General features: G+C 68.2%; 19 protein-coding genes and 1 pseudogene. 15 read left to right on the top strand and 5 right to left on the bottom strand.

Going from position 1 to position 20,590, the window contains the following annotated elements; translation table 11 throughout:
• Positions 1–169 precede the first annotated feature (169 nt).
• From hflK to UAJ10_RS21255, 4 genes are all read left to right on the top strand, one after another.
• A complete protein-coding gene (hflK, locus tag UAJ10_RS21270; protein ID WP_322917203.1) occupies positions 170–1,489 on the top strand; it encodes an FtsH protease activity modulator HflK in 1,320 nt (439 codons plus the stop codon).
• Positions 1,490–1,502: 13 nt separating this feature from the next.
• On the top strand, positions 1,503–2,405 hold the full coding sequence (hflC, locus tag UAJ10_RS21265) for a protease modulator HflC (protein ID WP_322917202.1): 903 nt from the start codon (positions 1,503–1,505) through the stop codon (positions 2,403–2,405).
• Positions 2,406–2,442: 37 nt separating this feature from the next.
• Positions 2,443–2,628, top strand: a complete 186-nt coding sequence (locus tag UAJ10_RS21260; protein ID WP_322917201.1) for a DUF2065 domain-containing protein — start codon at positions 2,443–2,445, stop codon at positions 2,626–2,628.
• A gap of 196 nt (positions 2,629–2,824) precedes the next feature.
• On the top strand, positions 2,825–4,381 hold the full coding sequence (locus tag UAJ10_RS21255; RefSeq protein WP_322917200.1) for a DegQ family serine endoprotease: 1,557 nt from the start codon (positions 2,825–2,827) through the stop codon (positions 4,379–4,381).
• Between the two features lie 49 nt (positions 4,382–4,430).
• Here UAJ10_RS21255 and arsC read toward each other — a convergent pair whose 3' ends face one another.
• From arsC to UAJ10_RS21235, 4 genes are all read right to left on the bottom strand, one after another.
• The gene (gene arsC, locus UAJ10_RS21250) at positions 4,431–4,838 is read right to left on the bottom strand and encodes an arsenate reductase (glutaredoxin) (RefSeq protein WP_322917199.1); all 408 of its coding nucleotides are present in this window, start codon (positions 4,836–4,838) and stop codon (positions 4,431–4,433) included.
• Complete coding sequence (locus UAJ10_RS21245) at positions 4,835–5,494, bottom strand: MIP/aquaporin family protein (RefSeq protein WP_322917198.1); 660 nt, start codon at positions 5,492–5,494, stop codon at positions 4,835–4,837. Before UAJ10_RS21245 ends, arsC begins: the two co-directional genes overlap by 4 nt.
• 48 nt (positions 5,495–5,542) lie before the next feature.
• Positions 5,543–5,911 (bottom strand): ArsR/SmtB family transcription factor, encoded by a 369-nt coding sequence (locus UAJ10_RS21240; RefSeq protein ID WP_322917197.1) that lies wholly within the window; start codon positions 5,909–5,911, stop codon positions 5,543–5,545.
• A gap of 86 nt (positions 5,912–5,997) precedes the next feature.
• Positions 5,998–6,600, bottom strand: a complete 603-nt coding sequence (locus UAJ10_RS21235; protein WP_322917196.1) for a TetR/AcrR family transcriptional regulator — start codon at positions 6,598–6,600, stop codon at positions 5,998–6,000.
• A gap of 74 nt (positions 6,601–6,674) precedes the next feature.
• On the opposite strand from UAJ10_RS21235, the gene UAJ10_RS21230 reads away from it, so the two are divergent.
• Positions 6,675–7,028 carry a darcynin family protein gene (locus UAJ10_RS21230; RefSeq protein WP_322917195.1) on the top strand — a complete coding sequence of 118 codons (354 nt, stop codon included), beginning with the start codon at positions 6,675–6,677 and terminating at the stop codon, positions 7,026–7,028.
• A gap of 2 nt (positions 7,029–7,030) precedes the next feature.
• Here UAJ10_RS21230 and serB read toward each other — a convergent pair whose 3' ends face one another.
• The gene (serB, locus tag UAJ10_RS21225; RefSeq protein WP_322917194.1) at positions 7,031–7,951 is read right to left on the bottom strand and encodes a phosphoserine phosphatase SerB; all 921 of its coding nucleotides are present in this window, start codon (positions 7,949–7,951) and stop codon (positions 7,031–7,033) included.
• 153 nt (positions 7,952–8,104) lie between these two features.
• Here serB and miaA point away from each other — a divergent pair, with 153 nt between their 5' ends.
• The 10 genes and pseudogenes from miaA to rodA all read left to right on the top strand — a co-directional run bounded on the left by miaA (position 8,105) and on the right by rodA (position 20,584).
• Positions 8,105–9,040 (top strand): tRNA (adenosine(37)-N6)-dimethylallyltransferase MiaA, encoded by a 936-nt coding sequence (gene miaA / locus UAJ10_RS21220; RefSeq protein ID WP_322917193.1) that lies wholly within the window; start codon positions 8,105–8,107, stop codon positions 9,038–9,040.
• A 129-nt stretch (positions 9,041–9,169) separates the two neighbouring features.
• On the top strand, positions 9,170–10,945 hold the full coding sequence (locus UAJ10_RS21215) for an acetolactate synthase 3 large subunit (protein ID WP_322917192.1): 1,776 nt from the start codon (positions 9,170–9,172) through the stop codon (positions 10,943–10,945).
• Between the two features lie 55 nt (positions 10,946–11,000).
• Complete coding sequence (gene ilvN, locus UAJ10_RS21210) at positions 11,001–11,528, top strand: acetolactate synthase small subunit (protein ID WP_322917191.1); 528 nt, start codon at positions 11,001–11,003, stop codon at positions 11,526–11,528.
• A 105-nt stretch (positions 11,529–11,633) separates the two neighbouring features.
• On the top strand, positions 11,634–12,653 hold the full coding sequence (ilvC, locus tag UAJ10_RS21205) for a ketol-acid reductoisomerase (RefSeq protein WP_145613259.1): 1,020 nt from the start codon (positions 11,634–11,636) through the stop codon (positions 12,651–12,653).
• A 237-nt stretch (positions 12,654–12,890) separates the two neighbouring features.
• Positions 12,891–14,446, top strand: a pseudogene (locus UAJ10_RS21200) (2-isopropylmalate synthase).
• A 366-nt stretch (positions 14,447–14,812) separates the two neighbouring features.
• On the top strand, positions 14,813–15,841 hold the full coding sequence (locus tag UAJ10_RS21195) for a rod shape-determining protein (RefSeq protein ID WP_040849683.1): 1,029 nt from the start codon (positions 14,813–14,815) through the stop codon (positions 15,839–15,841).
• Between the two features lie 121 nt (positions 15,842–15,962).
• A complete protein-coding gene (gene mreC, locus UAJ10_RS21190) occupies positions 15,963–16,835 on the top strand; it encodes a rod shape-determining protein MreC (RefSeq protein ID WP_277907875.1) in 873 nt (290 codons plus the stop codon).
• Between the two features lie 7 nt (positions 16,836–16,842).
• Positions 16,843–17,352: a rod shape-determining protein MreD gene (gene mreD / locus UAJ10_RS21185; protein ID WP_322917190.1), complete on the top strand. Its 510-nt coding sequence runs from the start codon at positions 16,843–16,845 to the stop codon at positions 17,350–17,352.
• A gap of 158 nt (positions 17,353–17,510) precedes the next feature.
• A complete protein-coding gene (gene mrdA, locus UAJ10_RS21180; RefSeq protein WP_322917189.1) occupies positions 17,511–19,433 on the top strand; it encodes a penicillin-binding protein 2 in 1,923 nt (640 codons plus the stop codon).
• Entirely contained in the window at positions 19,430–20,584 is a 1,155-nt protein-coding gene (rodA, locus tag UAJ10_RS21175) for a rod shape-determining protein RodA (RefSeq protein WP_145613255.1), read from the top strand. Before mrdA ends, rodA begins: the two co-directional genes overlap by 4 nt.
• Positions 20,585–20,590: the final 6 nt, after the last annotated feature.

The raw sequence follows: 20,590 nt of genomic DNA, 5'->3' as shown, positions 1-20,590 counted from the left end.
CCGACTATATACGGTGCCGCCGAAATGGGGGGAAGCCCGGGGGAGAGATGGCCGCCATGGTGGCCTTGAGGCCGCCGTCGCCCTCTGTCTAGGGTGCCCATCATATAGGGTATCGGTTTCCGGATAATCAGATCCCCTGCAGATCTTGTGGGAAACGGGAAAGGCGAACATGCCCTGGTCCAATCAAGGGTCGAACGGCGGCAACAACGGATCGGGGGACGATCCCGGCAAGGACAAGCCGGCCGACAGGCCCAACGCGCCCCACAATCCCTGGGGCCAGAGCGAGGGCATCGCCGGCGGCTCGTCCGCATCCTCGTCCAAACCCTCTTCTCCCAAGTCGGCCGGCAAGCCCGGCGCCCGCCCGCAACCGGGGCTGGAGGACGCCGTGCGCCAGAGCGGGGAGCGCCTGCGCGTCCTGCTGGGCGGGGGGCGGAACGGCGCCGGTGGCCCGGGTGGGAACGGCCGGCCGCGCGGCGGGGCGCCGTCGGGCGCGCCCTTCAACCTGGGCGGCTGGAGCACCGGCCGCGTCATTGGCGTGGGCGTGGCGGCGGTGGCCGTCCTGTGGCTAGCCACGGGCGTCTACCGCGTGGCGGCGGATGAGCAGGGCGTGGTCCTACGCTTCGGCAAGCCGGTAAGGGTGGAACAGCCGGGCCTGCGCTACCACCTGCCGGCGCCCATCGAGCAGGTGCTGCTGCCCCAGGTCACGCGCGTCAACCGCATCGAGATCGGCTACCGCAGCCAGGGCGACGGCCGGCGCAGCGTCAGCGACCGCGACGTGGCCGACGAAAGCACCATGCTGACCGGCGACGAGAACATCGTCGACATCGACTTCGCCGTGTTCTGGGTCATCAAGGACCCGGCCAAGTTCCTGTTCAACATCCGCGAACCGGAAGAGACGGTGAAGAAGGTGGCGGAAAGCGCCATGCGCGAGATCATCGGCCGCACCGAGATCCAGCCCGCCCTGACCGACGCCCGCCAGCGCATCGAGAACGACAGCCGCCAGTTGCTGCAGACCATCCTGGACCAGTACCAGGCCGGAATCGAGATCACCCAGGTGCAGTTGCAGCGGGTGGAGCCGCCGCCGGCGGTGGTCGAGGCCTTCAACGACGTGCAGCGGGCCCGCCAGGACCGGGAGCGCCTGCGCAACGAGGCGGAAACCTACCGCAACGACATCATCCCCCGCGCCCGCGGCGACGCGGAACGCCTGAACCAGGAGGCGCAGGCCTACCGCGACCAGGTGGTCGACCTGGCCCAGGGTGACGCCAAGCGCTTCCAGCAGGTGCTGGACGCCTATGCACAGGCCCCCGACGCCGCCAGCCGGCGCCTGTACATCGAAACCATGGAGCAGATCCTGAAGGGCACCCACAAGATCCTGCTGGACGACAAGGCCGGCGGGGGGGCCGTGCCCTATCTGCCCCTGAACGACATGCTGAAGACGCCCACGCACCCCGCCACGCCGCCGGCATCCCCGGCGCAGGCCGGCAAGTAAGGGGGACCGCATCATGGAAAAGCGCTGGATCCTTCCCCTGGGCCTGCTGGTGCTGGCCGCCATCCTGCTGCAGGGCAGCTTCTTCACACTCAACCAGACGCAGCAGGCCCTGGTGCTGCAGTTCGGCGAGCCCAAGCGCGTGATCCGCGAGCCCGGCCTGTGGGTCAAGATTCCCTTCGTGCAGAACGTGGTGGTGCTGGATCGCCGCGTGCTGGACATCGACCCGCCGGTGGAAAGCGCCATCCTGGCCGACCAGAAGCGGCTGGAGGTGGACGCCTACGCCCGCTACCGCATCGCCGACCCGCTGATGTTCTTCCAGACCCTGGGCAATGAGCAGCAGGCCCGCCTGCGACTGTCGGTCATCGTGAATTCGGCCATGCGCCGCGTCCTGGGCAACGTCAACCTGCCGGCCGTGCTGTCGCAGGAGCGTGAGAAGGTCATGGCCGACATCAAGTCCCAGGTGAACCAGGAGGCGCAGCGCCTGGGCATCGAGATCGTGGACGTGCGCCTGCGCCGGGCCGACCTGCCGGAACAGACCAGCCAGGCGGTGTTCGCCCGCATGCGCTCCGAACGTGAGCGCGAGGCGGCGGAGGCCCGGGCCCAGGGCCAGGAACTGTCGCAGCAGATCAAGAGCCGGGCCGACCGCGACCGCACCGTGCTGCTGGCCGAGGCCCAGCGCCAGGCCCAGATCACCCGGGGCGAGGGCGACAACCAGGCGATTCGCATCATGAATGAGGCGATCGGCCGCAACCCCGAATTCTACAGCTTCTACCGCAGCCTCCAGGCCTACCGCGACACACTGAAGCCCGACGACACCACCCTGGTGCTGTCGCCCGGCGCCGACTTCTTCAAGTACCTGGGCGCCGGCGGGGGCGCCAGTGGCGGCGCCAACGACAGGAAGCGCGGGGACAAGTAGGGCGCGGGTGGCGTGGAAGAGCGGGGAGCTTAAGGTTTTGAACGACTTGATGACGGGGGCCGCGCTGGCCCTGGTGCTGGAGGGCGTGTGTTATGCCCTCATGCCGGGGACCATGCGCCGGCTGGCGGGCCGCATGGCCGAGACGCCGGCGGACCGCCTGCGCTGGGCTGGACTGGCGGGGGCGTGCGTCGGCGTCGGCCTGGTGTGGCTGGCGCGCCGCTAAGGGGAACAATCGGCGGCGCGCCGCCCTATCCCCTTGCGATATCACGAGCCATTCCCCTTAACAGGCGCGACTTCACCCCCCTATAGTGGGGGCCCCAAAAACGGGAACCCGGAAAGGGAACCGTGTAACGGGAATATGGAATGATGACGGGCGGATGCCATCTTCAAGGCGTCCCCCTGCCAGGAGTGGCCCCACAGTGACGTCCCCCGCCTTCACAGCACCCTCGCCGACGGCCCCGTCCCCCAAGAAGGAAGGGCTCCGCCGGTTCCCGGCCCTGCGCCGGTCACTGATGGTGCTGGGCGTCCTGCTGCTGCCCACGGCCTGTGGCGACCCCGCCCCCGCCCGGGCGGAACCGCCGCCCCACAGCTTCGCGCCCCTGGTGGAAAAGATGCTGCCGGCGGTGGTGAACATCTCCACCACCCAGACGATGAAGAACAAGAAGCAGGGCCAGCTGCCCATGCCGGAGTTTCCGCCCGGCTCGCCCTTCGGCGACTTCTTCCGCGACTACCAGCAGCGGCAGAAGGAGAATGACCAGGGCGGCGGTGACGACAAGGGCGGCGCCACCTCCCTCGGGTCCGGCTTCATCATCGACGCGTCCGGCTATGTGGTGACCAACAACCACGTCATCGAGGGCGCCGACGAGATCACGGTGCGCCTGCAGGACGACACCCAGATGAAGGCGACGCTGGTGGGCACCGACAAGGCCACCGACATCGCCCTGCTGAAGGTGGAACCGTCCTCCAAGCTGCCCGCCATGGTGTGGGGCAACAGCGACGCGCTGAAGGTGGGCGACTGGGTCGTGGCCATCGGCAACCCCTTCGGCCTGGGCGGCACGGTGACGGCGGGCATCATCTCCGCCCGCGGGCGCGACATCGGCGCCGGCAAGTACGACGACTTCCTGCAGACCGACGCCTCCATCAACCTGGGCAATTCCGGCGGCCCGCTGATCAACCTCAATGGCGAGGTCATCGGCATGAACACCGCCATCTTCTCCCCCGGGTCCAACGAGGGGGAGGCCGGCTCGGTCGGCATCGGCTTCGCCATTCCGGCGGTGGTGATCAAGAACGTGGTGCAGCAGCTGCGCGAGACCGGCAAGGTGCGGCGCGGCTGGCTGGGTGTGCAGATCCAGGACGTGACGCCCGACATCGCCGAAACCCTGAACCTGAAGCAGCAGCGCGGCGCCCTGGTGGCCGTGGTCAGCCCCGGCGGGCCGGGCGAGCAGGCCGGCCTGAAACAGGGCGACGTCATCGTCAGCATCGACGGCAAGGATGTCACCAACGGCCGGATGCTGCCCCGCATCGTGGCGGAGGAGCCGGTGGGCCACAAGGCGGCCCTGGTCGTGCTGCGCAAGGGCGGCAAGACCAACGTGACCGTGTCGCTGGGTGAGCTGAAAGAGGATACCGAGGGCGGGGCGGCGATCGCGGCCACCGGCAACGGCCCGGCCGAGGCCGAGGGCACCATCGACAGCGTCGGCCTGACCCTGGACGCGCTCAGCCCCAAGATCCGGCAGAAGTTCAGCGTGCGTGACGACGCCCAGGGCGTCGCCGTGGTGCGCGTCGCCCCCAACAGCCCGGCCGCCAAGCGCGAGATCAAGGCGGGCGACCTGATCGTGGAGGTGGGCCAGGAAGAGGTCAGCACCCCCAACGACGTCGCCACCCGTGTGGCCAAGGCCAAGGACAACGGCCAGAAGGCCGTGCTGCTGCTGGTGGAGCGGGCGGGCGACCTGCTGTTCGTGGCCCTGCCGCTGGAATAGGCCGCGCGGCGCCCGCCTGGGGGGCCAGGACGCGGCGGCGGTGGTGGGGCTACAGCCGCACCACCTCGCCATCCTCCTTGGTGAAGGAGGCGGGGCGGCGCTCCAGCAGGTCCAGCACCGTTTCGGACGGCCGGCACAGCTTCACGCCCTTGGGTGTCACCACGATGGGCCGGTTCACCAGGATGGGGTGGGCCACCATGGCGTCCAGGATGCGGTCATCCCCGGCATCGGGGTCCAGCAACCCCAACTCGGCCGCCGGCGTGCCCTTGTCGCGCAGGATGTCCCGCGCGCGGGCGCCCATGGCGGCCAACAGGCCTTCCAGCTGCGGGCGCGTCCAGCCGGCCCGCACATACTCCACCACCGTGGGCTCGTATCCGGCGGCGCGGATCATCGCCAGCGTGTTGCGCGAGGTGCCGCAGGCGGGGTTGTGATGGATGGTGACGGGGAAGTCGCTCATGCGGGTCGCGCCTCTCGGAAAAGCCAGCCGCCCAGCGCCGTCGCGATGGCGGCGCCGGCCAGTTGAGCCAGGATGAAAGCGGGAACGGAGGCCGGGGCGATGCCGGCGAAGCTGTCGCTCAGCGACCGCGCCAGCGTCACCGCCGGGTTGGCGAAGGAGGTGGAGGCCGTGAACCAGTAGGCGGCGGTGATATAGAGGCCGACCAGGACCGGCGTCGCCTGCGGCCGGAAGCGCTGCGCGCCAAGGATGGTGGCGACCAGGCCGAAGGTGGCGACACCTTCGGAAAAGGCCTGTGCCGGCCCGTCCCGCAGCTTGGTGGAGATTTGAAGCACCGCCTCCCCGAACATCAGGTGGGCCACCCACACGCCCACGATCGCGCCCAGCACCTGCGCGACGCCGTAGGCGAGGGCGGCCGGAAGGTCCAGTTCACGCCGCGCCGCCGACATCAGGGTGACCGCCGGATTGAAGTGCGCGCCGGAGAGGGGGCCCAGGATGGTGATCAGCACCACCAGGCCGGCGCCGGTGGCGATGGTGTTGCCCAGCAGGGCGATAGCGACGGTCCCGCCGGCCAGTCGCTCCCCCATGATGCCGGACCCGATGACGATGGCCAGCAGCAGGGCCGTCCCCAGGCCCTCCGCCACCAGGCGGCGGGCCATGCCCGCAGACGGGGCCGGGGCTTCTCGGGAGAGGGGGGTGTCCATGGCTCAGCAGCAGGCGGCGGCGGGTTTGGCGGGGCCACAACGACCGGTCTTGGCGGCCGTGTCGGCCAGGGGCGCACAGATCTCGGGCCGGCCCTGGCAGCAGTCTTCCATCAGATAGACCAGCAGCGCGCCCATGCCGGCGTAGTCGGCGGCATGGATGATGGACCGTCCCTCCCGCCGGCTGACCGTCAGGCCGGCATTGGCCAGGACGGCCAGCTGCGCCGACAGGGTGTTGGGCGGAATGTCGAGGGCCCGGGCGATGTCGCCCGCGGCCAGGCCGTCCGGCCCCGCCTTGACCAGCAGGCGGAACACGGCCAGGCGGCTTTCCTGGGCCAGGGCGGAGAGGCGCTTGACGGCGGGTATCGATTCCATATTTCAACGATTATAGAAATAAATGGCCAGGTCAAGCGGCGTTTTCCGACGCCATGCCCACCGCCGCAAGGGCGGCTGGTCCGCTTCTAAACCAAATCCAGATACCCGAACAGGGCGCGTCCGATCCGCTCCCGCAGGGCGTGTGCGTCAGTGTCGCCGCGGGCGCCGGCCTGGTCGGTCAGGGCGCGGACGAGGGCGAAGATGTCGTCTTGCGCCGTTTCCAGGCTCAGGCCTGCGGGCAGGGAGGTGCGGGCCAGCACCTGGGCCAGCAAAGCCCGCAGCTCCGCCCCCCGATCCTCCTGCGCCGGCCCCAGGGGCAGGCGGCTTTCCTGGACGTCCAGCAGATGGGCCAGCACCGGCCGGCGCATCTGGTGCTCCACGGCGGCGGCGATCATGCCGGTCAGGGCGGCCTTGGGGTCGGGCAGGGCGGCGGCGGCCGTGACCTCCGCCCGCAGTGTCTCACTGTCCCGTTCGATGAGGGCGGCGGCCAGCGCGTCCTTGCCAGGGAAGTACTGGTAGAGCGACCCGACGCTGACGCCCGCCCGTTCCGCCACTGCGTTGGTGTTGAACCCCTCCAGCCCCCGCGCCTCCAGAATGCGAGCAGCCGCCTCCAGGATGATGCGCACCGTTTCCGCCGCGCGGGCCTGGGTGGGGGATTTGCGGGGTTTCAGGTCGGGTGTCTTGCCCATGGGGATGCGAGTAGGGGAATGGGGCCGTCCGCCGCATACTGACGCCATCGCAATCCATTGCAAAGGCGAACAAAATGACCATCGAAACCAGAGAGGGCTTTCGGCCCGCCCTGACCGTCTTCATGCTGGTGAAAAGCCTGCCGGAATGGCTGGCCCTGCCGGGCGAGCAGCGGCGCCAGGCCTTGGCCCAGCATGTCGAGCCGGTGCTGGCCCGATACCGGGATGACGTCCGCCTCCGCTTCTATGACGTGGAGTTCTACTCCGCCGCCGTCACCGACGTCTGGGTCTGGGAGGCGCGCAGCCACGAGGCCTATCAGCATCTGGTGGAAGACCTGCGCGACACCCCGTTCTGGGACCGCTACTTCCAGATTAGCAACATCCTGCCCGGCGTGGCCAACCCCTATGGTGGTACATCCCAGGCGGCCTGACCTCAGCCGACCACGATCTCGCTTTCCCGATAGCCCTGGGCGTAGAGCAGGGCCATCAGGTCGCCGTGGTCGACCTTGGCCCGCGCGGATGCCGCCACCGCCGGCTTGGCGTGGAAGGCGATGCCGAGGCCGGCGGCCAGCAGCATGGGCAGGTCGTTGGCACCGTCGCCCACGGTGACGGCGGCGGCCAGGGGCACGCGCCGCTGGGCGCAGATGCGGGTCAGCGCCGCGGCCTTGGCATCCTTGTCCAGGATGGGTTCCACCGGCTGGCCGGTCAGCTTGCCGTCCTGGATGACCAGGTCGTTGGCCTGGTCCTCGTCAAAGCCCACCATGCCGCGCACATGGGCGGTGAAAGGCTTGAAGCCGCCGGACACCAGGGCGCAGTGGGCGCCGTGCTTGCGCATGGTGGCGACCAGCGACCGGGCGCCCGGCATCAGGGTGACGATGCCCTTCAACTCCTCGATCACGGCGGCGTCCATGCCGGCCAGCAGGGCCACGCGCTCGCGCAGGGCGCCCTTGAAGTCGATCTCGCCGTTCATGGCGCGGCGGGTGATCTCGGCGATGGTGTCGCGCCGGCCGATCAGGGCGCCCAGCTCATCCAACATCTCCTGGTGGATGATGGTCGATTCCATGTCGGCGACCAGCACGGCCTTGCGCCGGCCGGCCGCCTCCTGCGTGATGGCGTCCACCGGCTGGCCCAGCAGCGCCTGGGCGCAGGCGGCCTGGGCCTGGTCGGCATGCAAGCCGGCGAAGGCGATGTCGCAGGCGCGGCCCGGGGCCAGCCAATCGGGGGTGCTGGTTTCCGCCCCCAGCGCCTGCAGGGCGGCGCGCGCCGCCCGGACCATGCTATCGTCCAGCGTCGCCGCCGCGGCCTCCGCCTCTGTCAGGGGGGCGCCGGCGATTAGGGTCACCACATGGGTCATGGCATGTCCGAAGGGTTTGAGGGGGCTTCCGCCGGTCTTGATACGGGGGGCGGGGCCGGCAGGCAAGACGCAGTGGGGCATCCGGCCCCTGCGATCCGTGCTGTCGCGGGTCCCGATTCAGCAACAAAGGAACCCAAGCGGGTCCCCAAGGCGGTGATCGTCATCGGTGGCCCCACCGCCTCGGGCAAGTCGCGCCTGGCCTTGGACCTCGCGGTGCGCCTGGGCGGCACCGTCATCAACGCCGACAGCATGCAGGTGTACCAGGGCCTGGCCCTGCTGACCGCCCAGCCCGGTCCGGACGATCTGTCACAGGCGCCCCACCGCCTCTACGGCACCGTGCCGCCGTCGCTGCGCATGTCGGCGGCGCATTGGCGCGACCTGGCGCTGGCGGAGGTGCGGGCGGCGGAGCGGCCCATCCTGGTGGGCGGCACCGGCCTTTACCTGCGCACCCTCATGAGCGGTATCGCCGACATCCCCGCCATCGACGACGCCGTGCGGGACCAGGCCAAGGCCCTGCACGCCAGGCTGGGCGGACCCGCCTTCCACCAGGATTTGGCGGCCAGGGATCCGGAGGGGGCGGCTAAGCTGGCCGCCGGCGACACCCAGCGCCTGGTGCGCGCGTGGGAGGTGGTGGTGGGCACCGGTCGCACCCTGGGCGATTGGCAGCGCGCGGCCGCCGCCACGGCGCCCACCGACCTCGCCTTCCATACCATCGTGGTCGATCCGCCGCGCGACCGCCTCTATGCCAACGGTGACGCGCGCTTCCTGGCGATGATGCGGCAGGGGGCGCTGGACGAGGTGCGGGCGCTGCTGGACTTGGGCCTCGATCCCGACCTGCCGGCCATGAAGGCGCTGGGCGTGCCGGAACTGGCGGCCCACCTTGCCGGCACGCTGACGGTGGAGGCGGCGGTGGCCTTGGCGCAGCGCCACACGCGCAATTACGCCAAGCGGCAGACCACTTGGTTCCGTCACCAAATGGCGGAAGCCCGCCGGGTTGATCCCGGTTTCAGTCAGACGCATACCGGTTATGAGAAATTAATCGAAAGTCTGTTGAGTGAAATCTTTGCGATAATTCGCAAAACCGGTTGACCCTGGGTACGGTTCCGTCTACGGTCCCAATCCGCCCGGCCTTCGCGTCTGCGAAGGGGGCTGGGGTATTCCCGAGCGGGTCCGGTGAGCGGGCCCGACGGGGTGACTGGAAACCAGGATTTTTGGGAAATGAGTGCTGCCACGAACGAGACCAGTCTGACCGGTGCCGACATCGTCCTGAAGGCGCTGCGGGACCAGGGCGTAGAGGTCATTTTCGGCTATCCGGGTGGCGCCGTACTTCCCATCTATGACGCGCTTTTCCAGCAGAACGACATCCGCCACATCCTGGTCCGCCATGAACAGGCGGCGCTGCACGCGGCCGAGGGCTATGCCCGGTCCACGGGCAAGGTCGGCGTCGTGCTGGTCACCAGCGGCCCCGGCGCCACCAACGCCGTCACCGGCCTGGCCGACGCCCTGATGGACAGCATTCCCATCGTCTGCCTGTCCGGCCAGGTCGCCACGCACCTGATCGGCAACGACGCCTTCCAGGAATGCGACACCACGGGCATCACCCGTCCCTGCACCAAGCACAACTACCTGGTGAAGGACGTCAACAACCTGGCCCGCACCCTGCACGAGGCCTTTTACGTGGCCAAGAACGGCCGCCCGGGTCCCGTCGTCATCGACATCCCCAAGGACGTGCAGTTCGCGGAAGGGACCTACCGTTCCCCGGCCGACAGCATGCCCAAGAGTTATCGCCCGCAGGTGAAGCCGGACCTGAACCGGGTGGAAGAGGCCATCGACCTGCTGGCCAAGGCCAAGCGGCCCATCTTCTACGTCGGCGGCGGCGTCATCAACGCCGGCCCCGTGGCCAGCCAGCTGCTGACGCAGTTCGTGCGCATGACGGGCTATCCCTGCACCACCACCCTGATGGGCCTGGGCGCCTATCCCGCGTCCGACCGGCAGTGGCTGGGCATGCTGGGCATGCACGGCACGTACGAGGCGAACCTCGCCATGCACGGCTGCGACGTCATGGTCTGCATCGGCGCCCGCTTCGATGACCGGGTCACCGGCAAGGTCTCGGAATTCTCGCCCAACTCGGTCAAGATCCACGTCGATATCGACCCGTCCAGCATCAACAAGAATGTGCGGGTGGACGTGCCCATCGTCGGCGACGCCGCCCATGTGCTGGAAGACATGATCCGCATCTGGAAGGCGCGCGGCAAGCAGCCGGACAAGGCGGCCCTGGCCGAGTGGTGGGAGCAGATCGAGTTCTGGCGGGCGCGTGATTGCTTGCGCTACGACAAGACCACCAAGATCATCAAGCCGCAGTACGCGCTGGAACGCCTGCGCGCCGCCATCTCCGGCCGTGACGACGTCTTCATCACGACCGAGGTCGGCCAGCACCAGATGTGGGCGGCGCAGTTCCTGCCCTTCGACAAGCCCAACCACTGGATGACCTCCGGCGGCCTCGGCACCATGGGCTATGGCCTGCCGGCGGCCATCGGCGCCCAGGTGGCCCATCCCGACGCCCTGTGCATCGACGTGGCGGGCGAGGCCAGCATCCTGATGAACATCCAGGAGATGGCGACGGCCCTGCAGTACCGCCTGCCGGTCAAGGTCTTCATCCTGAACAACCAATACATGGGCATGGTCCGCCAGTGGCAGGAACTGCTGCACGGCGGCCGCTACTCGGAAAGCTATTCCGAGGCGCTGCCCGATTTCGTCAAGCTGGCCGACGCCTTCGGCGGCGTGGGCCTGCGGGCGACCGAGGTCAGCCAGGTGGACGACGTCATCGCCGAGATGATCAAGGTGAAGCGCCCGGTCATTGTCGACATGTGCGTGGACCAGAAGGAAAACTGCTTCCCCATGATTCCCGGCGGCCGCGCCCACAACGAGATGCTGCTGGGCCCGGACGAGAAGGTGGAGAACGCGACGCCGGAGGACGGCATGGTGCTGGTATGAGCGCCATCCCTCCCATCGCCGCCACACCCGCCACACCGCCTGACCGGAGCCCATCTTGACCGCCCGTTACGCCCAACCCGCCCCCGCCATCGAACGGCACACCATCTCCATCCTGGTTGACAACGAGCCGGGCGTGCTGGCCCGCGTCATCGGCCTGTTCTCGGGCCGTGGCTACAACATCGAAAGCCTGACGGTGGCGGAGGTCGACCGCGACGCCACCCTGTCGCGCGTCACCATCGTCACCAGCGGCACGCCCATGATCATCGAGCAGATCAAGGCGCAGCTGGGCCGGCTGGTGCCGGTGCACCGGGTGCACGACCTGACGATGGAAGGCCCCTTCGTCGAGCGCGAGACGGCGCTGGTCAAGGTGGCCGGCACGGGGGAGAAGCGGGTGGAGGCCCTGCGCCTGGCCGATGTGTTCAAGGCGCGGGTGGTGGACGCCACCATCACCAGCTTCGTTTTTGAGATCACGGGGCAGGGCGAGGAGCTGGACCGCTTCATCGGCCTGATGGCGGAACTGGGCCTGGTGGGCGTGTCGCGCACCGGCGTGGTGGCCATGTCGCGCGGCCCCGGCGGCATCTGACCGGTTTTTTCCCAAACCGCTTTTCCCGGGTGACCGGGACGGCGACAATCCATGAGAGCGCGCCCCCAAGGGTTGGCGGGCGCAACCAACAAAAGGCTGAGACCCATGCGCGTTTATTATGATCGTGACGCCGACGTTAACCTGATCAAGGGCAAGAAGGTTGCCATCATCGGTTACGGCAGCCAGGGCCACGCCCACGCCCAGAACCTGCGCGACAGCGGGGTGAAGGAGATCGTGGTGGCGCTGCGCGCCGGCTCGGCCACGACCAAGAAGGCCGAAGGCGCCGGCTTCAAAGTGGTCACCCCGGCCGAGGCCGCCGCCTGGGCCGACGTCGTCATGATCCTGACGCCGGACGAGCTGCAGGCCGACCTGTACCGTGACGAGCTGGCCGCCAACCTGCGCCAGGGTGCCGCCATCGCCTTCGGCCACGGCCTGAACGTGCACTTCCGCCTGATCGAGCCGCGCCCGGACCTGGACGTGTTCATGATCGCGCCCAAGGGCCCCGGCCACACCGTGCGCGGCGAATACCAGAAGGGCGGCGGCGTCCCCTGCCTGGTGGCCGTGCACCAGAACGCCTCGGGCAACGCCCTGGAAGTGGCGCTGTCCTACGCCTCCGCCGTGGGCGGTGGCCGCTCGGGCATCATCGAGACCACCTTCAAGGAAGAGTGCGAGACCGACCTGTTCGGTGAGCAGGCTGTGCTGTGCGGCGGCCTGACCAAGCTGATCCAGGCCGGCTTCGAGACCCTGGTCGAGGCGGGTTACGCGCCTGAGATGGCCTACTTCGAGTGCCTGCACGAGGTGAAGCTGATCGTGGACCTGATCTACGAGGGCGGCATCGCCAACATGCGCTACTCCATCTCCAACACCGCCGAGTATGGCGACTACGTCACCGGCCCGCGCATCGTCACCTCGGAGACCAAGGCCGAGATGAAGCGCGTGCTGGACGACATCCAGTCCGGCCGCTTCACCCGCGACTGGATGCTGGAGAACAAGGCCGGCCTGCCCAGCTTCAAGGCCACCCGCCGCCGCGAGGCCGAGCACCCGATCGAGGAAGTGGGCGGCAAGCTGCGCGCCATGATGCCCTGGATCGCCAGCAACAAGCTGGTGGACAAGAGCCGCAACTAAGCGGTTCGCGGACCATTCCCGGGGCGGAGTGGCGAGGACGCGACCGCGCCCGGCGATTGAGAAAAAGAAAGGGCCGGCGCCTGACGGGTGCCGGTCTTTTTCTTTTCGCGGGCGCAGCATTCCAGACGCATTCCTGTCGTCCGCATCTGCTTTGCGGAAACAAAACGCTGGTCAAATGTTGCCAGGGGCGGGAACGGGGCGTAGACCAGACGGATCCCGAGCCCAGGATTTTTCGCCATGACCCACCCGTCCTCCGACCGCGTCATCATCTTCGACACCACCCTGCGCGACGGCGAGCAGTCGCCCGGCGCCTCCATGAACCTGGAAGAGAAGATCCGCATCGCCCAGACGCTGGAAGAGATGGGCGTGGACGTGATCGAGGCCGGCTTCCCCGCCGCCTCCAACGGGGATTTCGAAGCGGTGCGGGAGGTGGGCCGGGTGGTGCGCAACGCCACCATCGCCGGCCTGGCCCGCGCCCACCGCAACGATATCGAGCGCGCGGCCGAGGCGTTGAAGGGGGCGGCGCGCCAGCGCATCCACACCTTCATCTCCACCAGCCCGCTGCACATGAAGTACAAGCTGCAGATGGAGCCGGACGCCGTGGTCCAGGCCATCTGGGACAGCGTGACCCTGGCCCGCAACCATGTCGAGGACGTGGAATGGTCGGCCGAGGACGGCTCGCGTACCGAGCTGGACTTCCTCTGCCGCTGCGTCGAAACCGCCATCAAGGCTGGCGCCACCACCATCAACATCCCCGACACCGTGGGCTATGCCGTGCCGGAGGAATACGGCGCGCTGATCCGCGCGGTGCGGGAAAAGACGCCCAACAGCGACCAGGCCATCTTCTCGGTCCATTGCCACAACGACCTGGGTCTGGCCGTGGCCAACTCGCTGGCCGGTGTCGCCGGCGGCGCCCGCCAGGTGGAATGCACCATTAACGGCCTGGGGGAGCGCGCGGGCAACGCCGCCCTGGAAGAGATCGTGATGGCGCTGCGCACCCGCGCCGACTACCTGCCGTACAAGACGGGCATCAAGACCGAGGCCATCACCCGCGCCTCGCGCCTGGTGTCCACCATCACCGGCTTCGTGGTGCAGCCCAACAAGGCCATCGTCGGCGCCAACGCCTTCGCCCATGAGTTCGGCATCCACCAGGACGGCATGCTGAAGCACGCCGCCACCTATGAGATCATGACCCCGGAATCGGTTGGCCTGAACCGGTCCACCCTGGTGATGGGCAAGCATTCCGGCCGCGCCGCCTTCCGCGCCAAGCTGAAGGAGCTGGGCTACGAGGATATGGGCGACAACGCCGTGAACGAGGCGTTCCGCCGCTTCAAGGATTTGGCCGACCGCAAGAAGGACGTGTTCGACGAGGACATCATCGCCCTCATCGATGACGAGGTGGGCCGCCAGCACGACCACATCCAGTTCGTCTCGCTGCAGGTGGTGGCCGGGTCGCGCGGGCCGCAGCACGCGGTGCTGGAGGTGACGGTGGGGGGGAGGCCGTGCCGCCGGTGGTCAGCTTCGGCAACGGCCCGGTGGACGCCGTGTTCAACGCCATCAAGCAGGTCTTCCCGCACGAGGCCCGGCTGCAACTTTACCAGGTGCACGCCGTGACGGCCGGCACCGACGCCCAGGCCGAGGTGACCGTGCGCCTGGAGGAGGGTGGCAAGACCGTGAACGGTCAGGGGGCGGACGCCGACACCCTGGTTTCCTCCTGCCGCGCCTACCTGCACGCCTTGAACAAGCTGCTGGTCAAGCGGCAGAAGACGGCGCCGGCGGCGATCAGCGCCTGAGGCCCGGGATGTGAGGGCCCGGGATGTGAGGGAATGCCCATATTAACCTCTTAATCCCGAGTCCCGCATGGGGGCGGGCGACCGGGCGGTGCAGGCGGCGGGCTAGTGCGCCCGCAGGTTGCCGGGGCGGGTTTGGTGAGCGGTGAAGGTGCCTGGGCGCACCGGAACCGCCCCCTGGGCGTCCCTTGGTTCACAAGCGTTCCGCGCCGCGGCGATAAAATCACGGGCGGGGTGTCATCAGGGCTTGAGCGGCCTAGCAATTCTGTTCTATGCAACCCCTATGGCGGTGCGATGCTCGTTTCCCACGCGGAAACCGCGGTGCGCAGGGCCACTTTCCCGCAACCCACTAACCGATGTCCTACGAACTTGCTTGGCATTTTCTCCGCCGATATGGCGATCGACCTCGGCACGGCCAATACGCTGGTCTACGTCAAGGGTCGCGGTATTGTCCTGAACGAACCGTCCGTGGTCGCGATTGCGAACGTCCGCGGCAAGAAGCAGGTCTTGGCCGTCGGTGACGAGGCCAAGCTGATGCTGGGCCGCACGCCGGGCAACATTCAGGCCATCCGTCCGTTGCGCGATGGCGTCATCGCCGACTTCGAAGTTGCGGAGGAAATGATCAAGCATTTCATCCGCAAGGTGCATAACCGCCGCAGCTTCGCCAGCCCGCAGGTCATCATCTGCGTGCCGTCGGGTTCCACCGCCGTTGAGCGCCGCGCCATCCAGGAATCGGCCGAGGCCGCCGGCGCCCGCCGCGTCTTCCTGATTGAGGAGCCCATGGCCGCCGCCATCGGCGCTGGCCTGCCGGTGACCGAGCCGACGGGCAGCATGGTGGTGGACATCGGCGGCGGTACCACCGAGGTGGCCGTCCTGTCGCTGGGCGGCATCGTCTATTCCCGCTCCGTCCGCGTGGGCGGCGACAAGATGGATGAGGCCATCATCGGCTACATCCGCCGCAACCATAACCTTCTGGTGGGCGAGGGCTCGGCCGAGCGCATCAAGAAGGAAATCGGTTCCGCCTGCCCGCCGGAGGATGGTGAGGGCCGGGTGATGGAGATAAAGGGCCGTGACCTGATGAACGGGGTTCCCAAGGAACTCATCATCAGCGAACGCCAGATCGCCGAGAGCCTGGCGGAACCGGTGAGCCAGATCATAGAGGCCGTGAAGGTCGCGCTGGAGCATACCGCGCCCGAACTGGCGGCGGACATCGTGGACAAGGGCATCGTGCTGACCGGTGGCGGCGCCCTGCTGTCCAACCTGGACTTCGTCCTGCGTCACGCCACGGGGCTGCCGGTGTCGATCGCCGATGATCCCCTGTCCTGCGTGGCGCTGGGCACGGGCCGGGCGCTGGAGGAGATGAAGACCCTGCGCAACGTGCTGATCAGCATGTATTGACCAAGGGCCTTCGGGCGCCCACATGGGCGCCTGGGATGTTTTTTTGGGACGGGGCCGGCATCGTATCCAAACCGGATGCATTGCCGGGCCCCCTGTAGCGGGACGGGGACTGCCTGTGAAGATGCGCAGCGGTGGCACCGCGCTCAGGATCGCAGCACCCATGCGGGCGCTGCTGCAGCGATTCTCATTTCTGCTGATGGTACTGGCCGCCATCGGGCTGATGATGATGACGCGCGTCGACCCTGTGTTCATCGACGCCGCCCGCGCCCGCGTCACCGACGCCTTCGCCCCCATCCTGGGCTTCATCGCCCGCCCCGCCGGCGCCGTGGCCAGTGTCCTGGAATCCGGCCGCCAGCTGACGGCGCTGTATGCCGAGAACCAGCGCCTGCGCGAGGATAACGAGCGCCTGCGCCAGTGGCAGCAGACCGCCCTGCGGCTGGAGGCGGAGAACAACTCCCTGCGCGGCCTGCTGGCCTACAAGCCCGACCCGGCCGCCTCCTACATCACCGCCCGCGTCATCGCCGACCCCGGCGGGGCCTTTGTGCGCACCCTGGTGGTGATGGCCGGGCAGCGCGACGGCGTGCGCCGGGGCCAGGCCGCCATGGCCGGCCAGGGCGTCATCGGTCGCGTGGTGCAGGTGGGCGAATGGTCGTCCCGCATCCTGCTGGTCACCGACCTCAACGCGCGCATTCCCGTGGTACTGGAAACCACCCGCCAGCGCGCCATGCTGTCGGGCGACAACTCCGATCAGCCGCGCCTGATGTACATCCCGCGCGGGGTTGAGCCCACGGTGGGTGAGCGGGTGTTCACTTCCGGCCATGGCGGACTGTTCCCCGCCGGCCTGCCGGTGGGCATCGTCGCCGCCACCCATGATGGGGAGACGCGGGTGACGCCCATCGTCGACCTGTCGCGCATCGAATATGTGCAGCTGGTCGATTTCGGCATCCCCGGCGGACTGGCGGCCGAGGCGGCCCAGCCCGGCGCCATGCAGTAACGCCGCCATGGCGGTTGGCATTTGGCAGCGCCTGGACCAGGCCGGGCGGAACTCGGTGCCCTTCAGCACCACGGTGGCGGCGATGCTGGTGGGGATGATGCCCCTGCAGCTGCCCGACTATTCCTTCGTGGCGCCGCCCCTCACCTTGATGGCCATCTACTACTGGGCGATCTATCGCCCCGATCTGCTGAAGCCGTATATGGCCTTCGGCATCGGGGGGCTGCAGGATCTTCTGGGCGGGTCGCCCTTGGGGATGAGCGCGCTGGTCTATGTGTTGGCCTACTGGCTGGTGCTGACCCAGCGGCGCTATTTCCTGGGGAACTCCTTCTGGTTCCTGTGGCTGGGTTTCTCCCTGGTGGCGGTGGGCGCGGGTACCGTGCAGTGGGTGGCCTACAGTCTGATGACCGCGCACCTGGTGGCCCCGGGCAACGTGGTGGCTCAGGCGCTGCTGGCCATCGTGCTGTTCCCGCTGCCGGCCTGGTGCTTCAGCAAGCTGCACCGCAGCCTGCTGAGCTGACCCGAAGCGAAATGCCAACGGCATGAGGCATTTCTCATGCCGTTGTAGGACGCGACTGCGTCCGCCGGAGGTTTCCGGGGAACGAAGTGGACTGGAAGCCGAGGAAGCCCAAGCCCGCGGATGCGGGCGCCCGGCGTCTGAGGGGGTAAAAACTTACGATGTTCAACGCGATCGATAGGGACGCCGAGCGCCAGCGCGTCATGAACCGCCGCACGCTGGTGCTGGGCGGGCTGAAGGCCGGCGCCTTGTCCGCCCTGGTGGCGCGCCTCTACTACCTGCAGATCCTGGAAGGCGACCACTACACCACCCTGGCGGAGGACAACCGCATCTCCTTGCGCCTGCTGGCGCCGTCGCGCGGCATCATCGTCGATCGCAGCGGCGTGCCCCTGGCGGTGAACGAGCAGAACTTCCGCGCCGTACTGGTGTCCGAACGCACCGACGACGTGGATGAGACGCTGGACAAGGTGGTCAAGCTGCTGCCGCTGACCGACGCCGACCGCCGCCGCATCCTGCGCGACGTGGACCGCCTGCGCTCCTTCGCGCCCGTGACCCTGCGTGAGAACCTGACCTGGGACCAGGTCTCGGCCATCGAGGTGAACCTGCCCGACCTGCCCGGCGTCTCCATCGAGGTGGGGCAGGTGCGCTCCTACCCCTTCGGGGAGCAGGCGGCGCACATCCTGGGCTATGTCGGCGTGGTGTCGGAACAGGAGCTGCAGAACGCCCGCGATCCGCTGCTGTCCCTGCCGGGCTTCCGCATCGGCAAGAGCGGCATCGAGCGCAAGCACGATCTGGCCCTGCGCGGCACCGCCGGCACCAGCCAGCTGGAGGTCAACGCCGTGGGTCGGGTGGTGCGTGAGCTGGCGCGCAACGACGGCCAGCCGGGCCACCAGGTGACGCTGACCATCGACGCCAAGCTGCAGTACTACGCCCAGCAGCGCCTGGCGGAGCATGAGAGCGCCGCCGCCGTGGTACTGGATGTGCAGACCGGCGGTATCCTGGCGCTGGCCTCCCACCCCAGCTTCGACCCCAACCAGTTCGCCATGGGGATCCCGCAGGATCTCTATGACAGCCTGATCAAGAACGAGGCCTCGCCCCTGACCAACAAGGTGGTGGCCGGCCACTACGCCCCGGGCTCCACCTTCAAGCCCATGACGGCGCTGGCGGGGCTGGAGGCGGGGGTGGACCCCACCCACCGGGTCTTCTGCCCGGGCCACTACGATTTTGGCGGGCACACCTTCCACTGCTATAAGAAGGGTGGCCACGGCTCCGTCGACATGCACGACGCCATCCGCATGTCCTGCGACGTCTATTTCTACGACCTGGCGCGGCGCATCGGGGTGGACCGCATCGCCGACATGGCCCGGCGCTTCGGCCTGGGCGATCGCACCGACCTGGACCTGCCGGGCGAGAAGACGGGCATCATTCCCGACACCAAGTGGAAGCGCCGTACCTACAAGGAAAATTGGTACGATGGCGAAACGTTGAGCGTGGCCATTGGCCAGGGCTACGTCACCGCCACCCCCATCCAGCTGGCGGTGATGTGCGCCCGCCTGGCCAGCGGCGGCAAGGCGGTGAAGCCCCACCTGACCAAGGCGGTGGAGCAGGAATACGCCGAGCAGACCAATTGGCCCGACATCGGGGTGAAGCCGGAATTCATCCAGCGCGTGCTGGCCGGCATGGCGGGCGTCACCTCGGCCGGCGGCACCGCCTACGCCGCCCGCATCACCCAGCCGGGGTTTGAGATGGGCGGCAAGTCGGGTACCGCCCAGGTCAAGCGCATCACCATGGCGGAGCGCAACGCCGGCCTGCTGAAGGCCGAGCGGCCCTGGAAGGACCGCGACAACGCCCTGTTCATCGCCTTCGCGCCGGTGCAGGCGCCGCGCTACGCCTGCGCCATCATCGTGGAGCATGGCGTGGGCGGCAGCTCGGTCGCCGCCCCCATCGCCCGCGACCTGCTGCTGGAAATCCAGTTGATGGAAGCCGCCCGGGCGCAGCAGGCCGATGCCGGCGCCGCCGCCCCGCCCGCCCCCACCCAAGTCACTGCCGCCCCCGCCATGCCCGGGGAAGGAACGCCGCGATGATCAATCTCGACATGGGTCTGGACCCCCAGTCCAACATGAGCCTGGGGGAGAAGCTGGGCCAGATCAGCTGGAGCCTGGTGCTGCTGATCACGGCCGTGGCCTGCATCGGCTTCGCCATGCTTTATTCCGCGGCGAACGGCAACTTCGACCCTTGGGCCACCCGCCAGATCATGCGCTTCGCCGTCGGCCTGGTGCTGATGCTGGTGGTGGCGCTGATCGACATCCGCCTGTGGCTGAAGTTTTCCTACTTCCTCTACGGCATCGCCTTTTTCCTGCTGATCGTGGTGGAGGTCATGGGCCACGTCGGCATGGGCGCGCAGCGCTGGATCGACCTGGGCTTCATGCAGCTGCAGCCGTCCGAGCTGATGAAGGTGACGCTGGTGATGGCGCTGGCGCGCTATTTCCACGGCGCCTCGCTGGAGGATACCGGCCGTATCACCTTCCTGATCCCGGCCCTGGTCATGATCGTGGCGCCCGTCTGCCTGGTGCTGCTTCAGCCCAACCTGGGCACCTCGCTCATGCTGCTGATGGTTTCCGGCGCCATCTTCTGGCTGGTGGGCGTACGGCTGTGGAAGTTCGCCCTGGTCATCGGCAGCGTGCTGGCCGCCATCCCGGTCATCTGGCACTTCATGCACGACTACCAGAAGAACCGGGTGAACACCTTCCTGAACCCCGAGAACGATCCTCTGGGGCATGGCTACCACATCATGCAGTCCAAGATCGCCCTGGGCTCCGGCGGCATGTTCGGCAAGGGCTTCCTCATGGGCTCGCAAAGCCATCTGAACTTCCTGCCGGAAAAGCAGACCGACTTCATCTTCACCATGCTGGCGGAGGAGATGGGCATGGTGGGGGCGCTGGTGTTCCTGGCCATGTACGCCCTGCTGCTGGTCTACGGCTATGTCATCGCCATGCGCTGCCGGCACCAGTACGGCCGCCTGGTGGCCATGGGGCTGACGGTGAACCTGTTCCTGTACATGTTCATCAACATCGCCATGGTCATGGGCCTGATCCCCGTGGTGGGCGTGCCCCTGCCGTTGATCTCCTATGGCGGATCGTCGGCCCTGACGGTCATGATCGGCTTCGGCCTGCTGCTGTGCGTCCATGTCCACCGGGACGTGCGCATGTCCCGCCGCGGCATGAGCGATTTCTGACCACCC

The sequence above is a fragment of the Nitrospirillum guaranorum genome (assembly GCF_034653275.1).
GTDB lineage: Bacteria > Pseudomonadota > Alphaproteobacteria > Azospirillales > Azospirillaceae > Nitrospirillum.
Note: the sequence above shows the minus strand (reverse complement) of the source record. Positions and strands in the feature narration are given on the sequence as shown.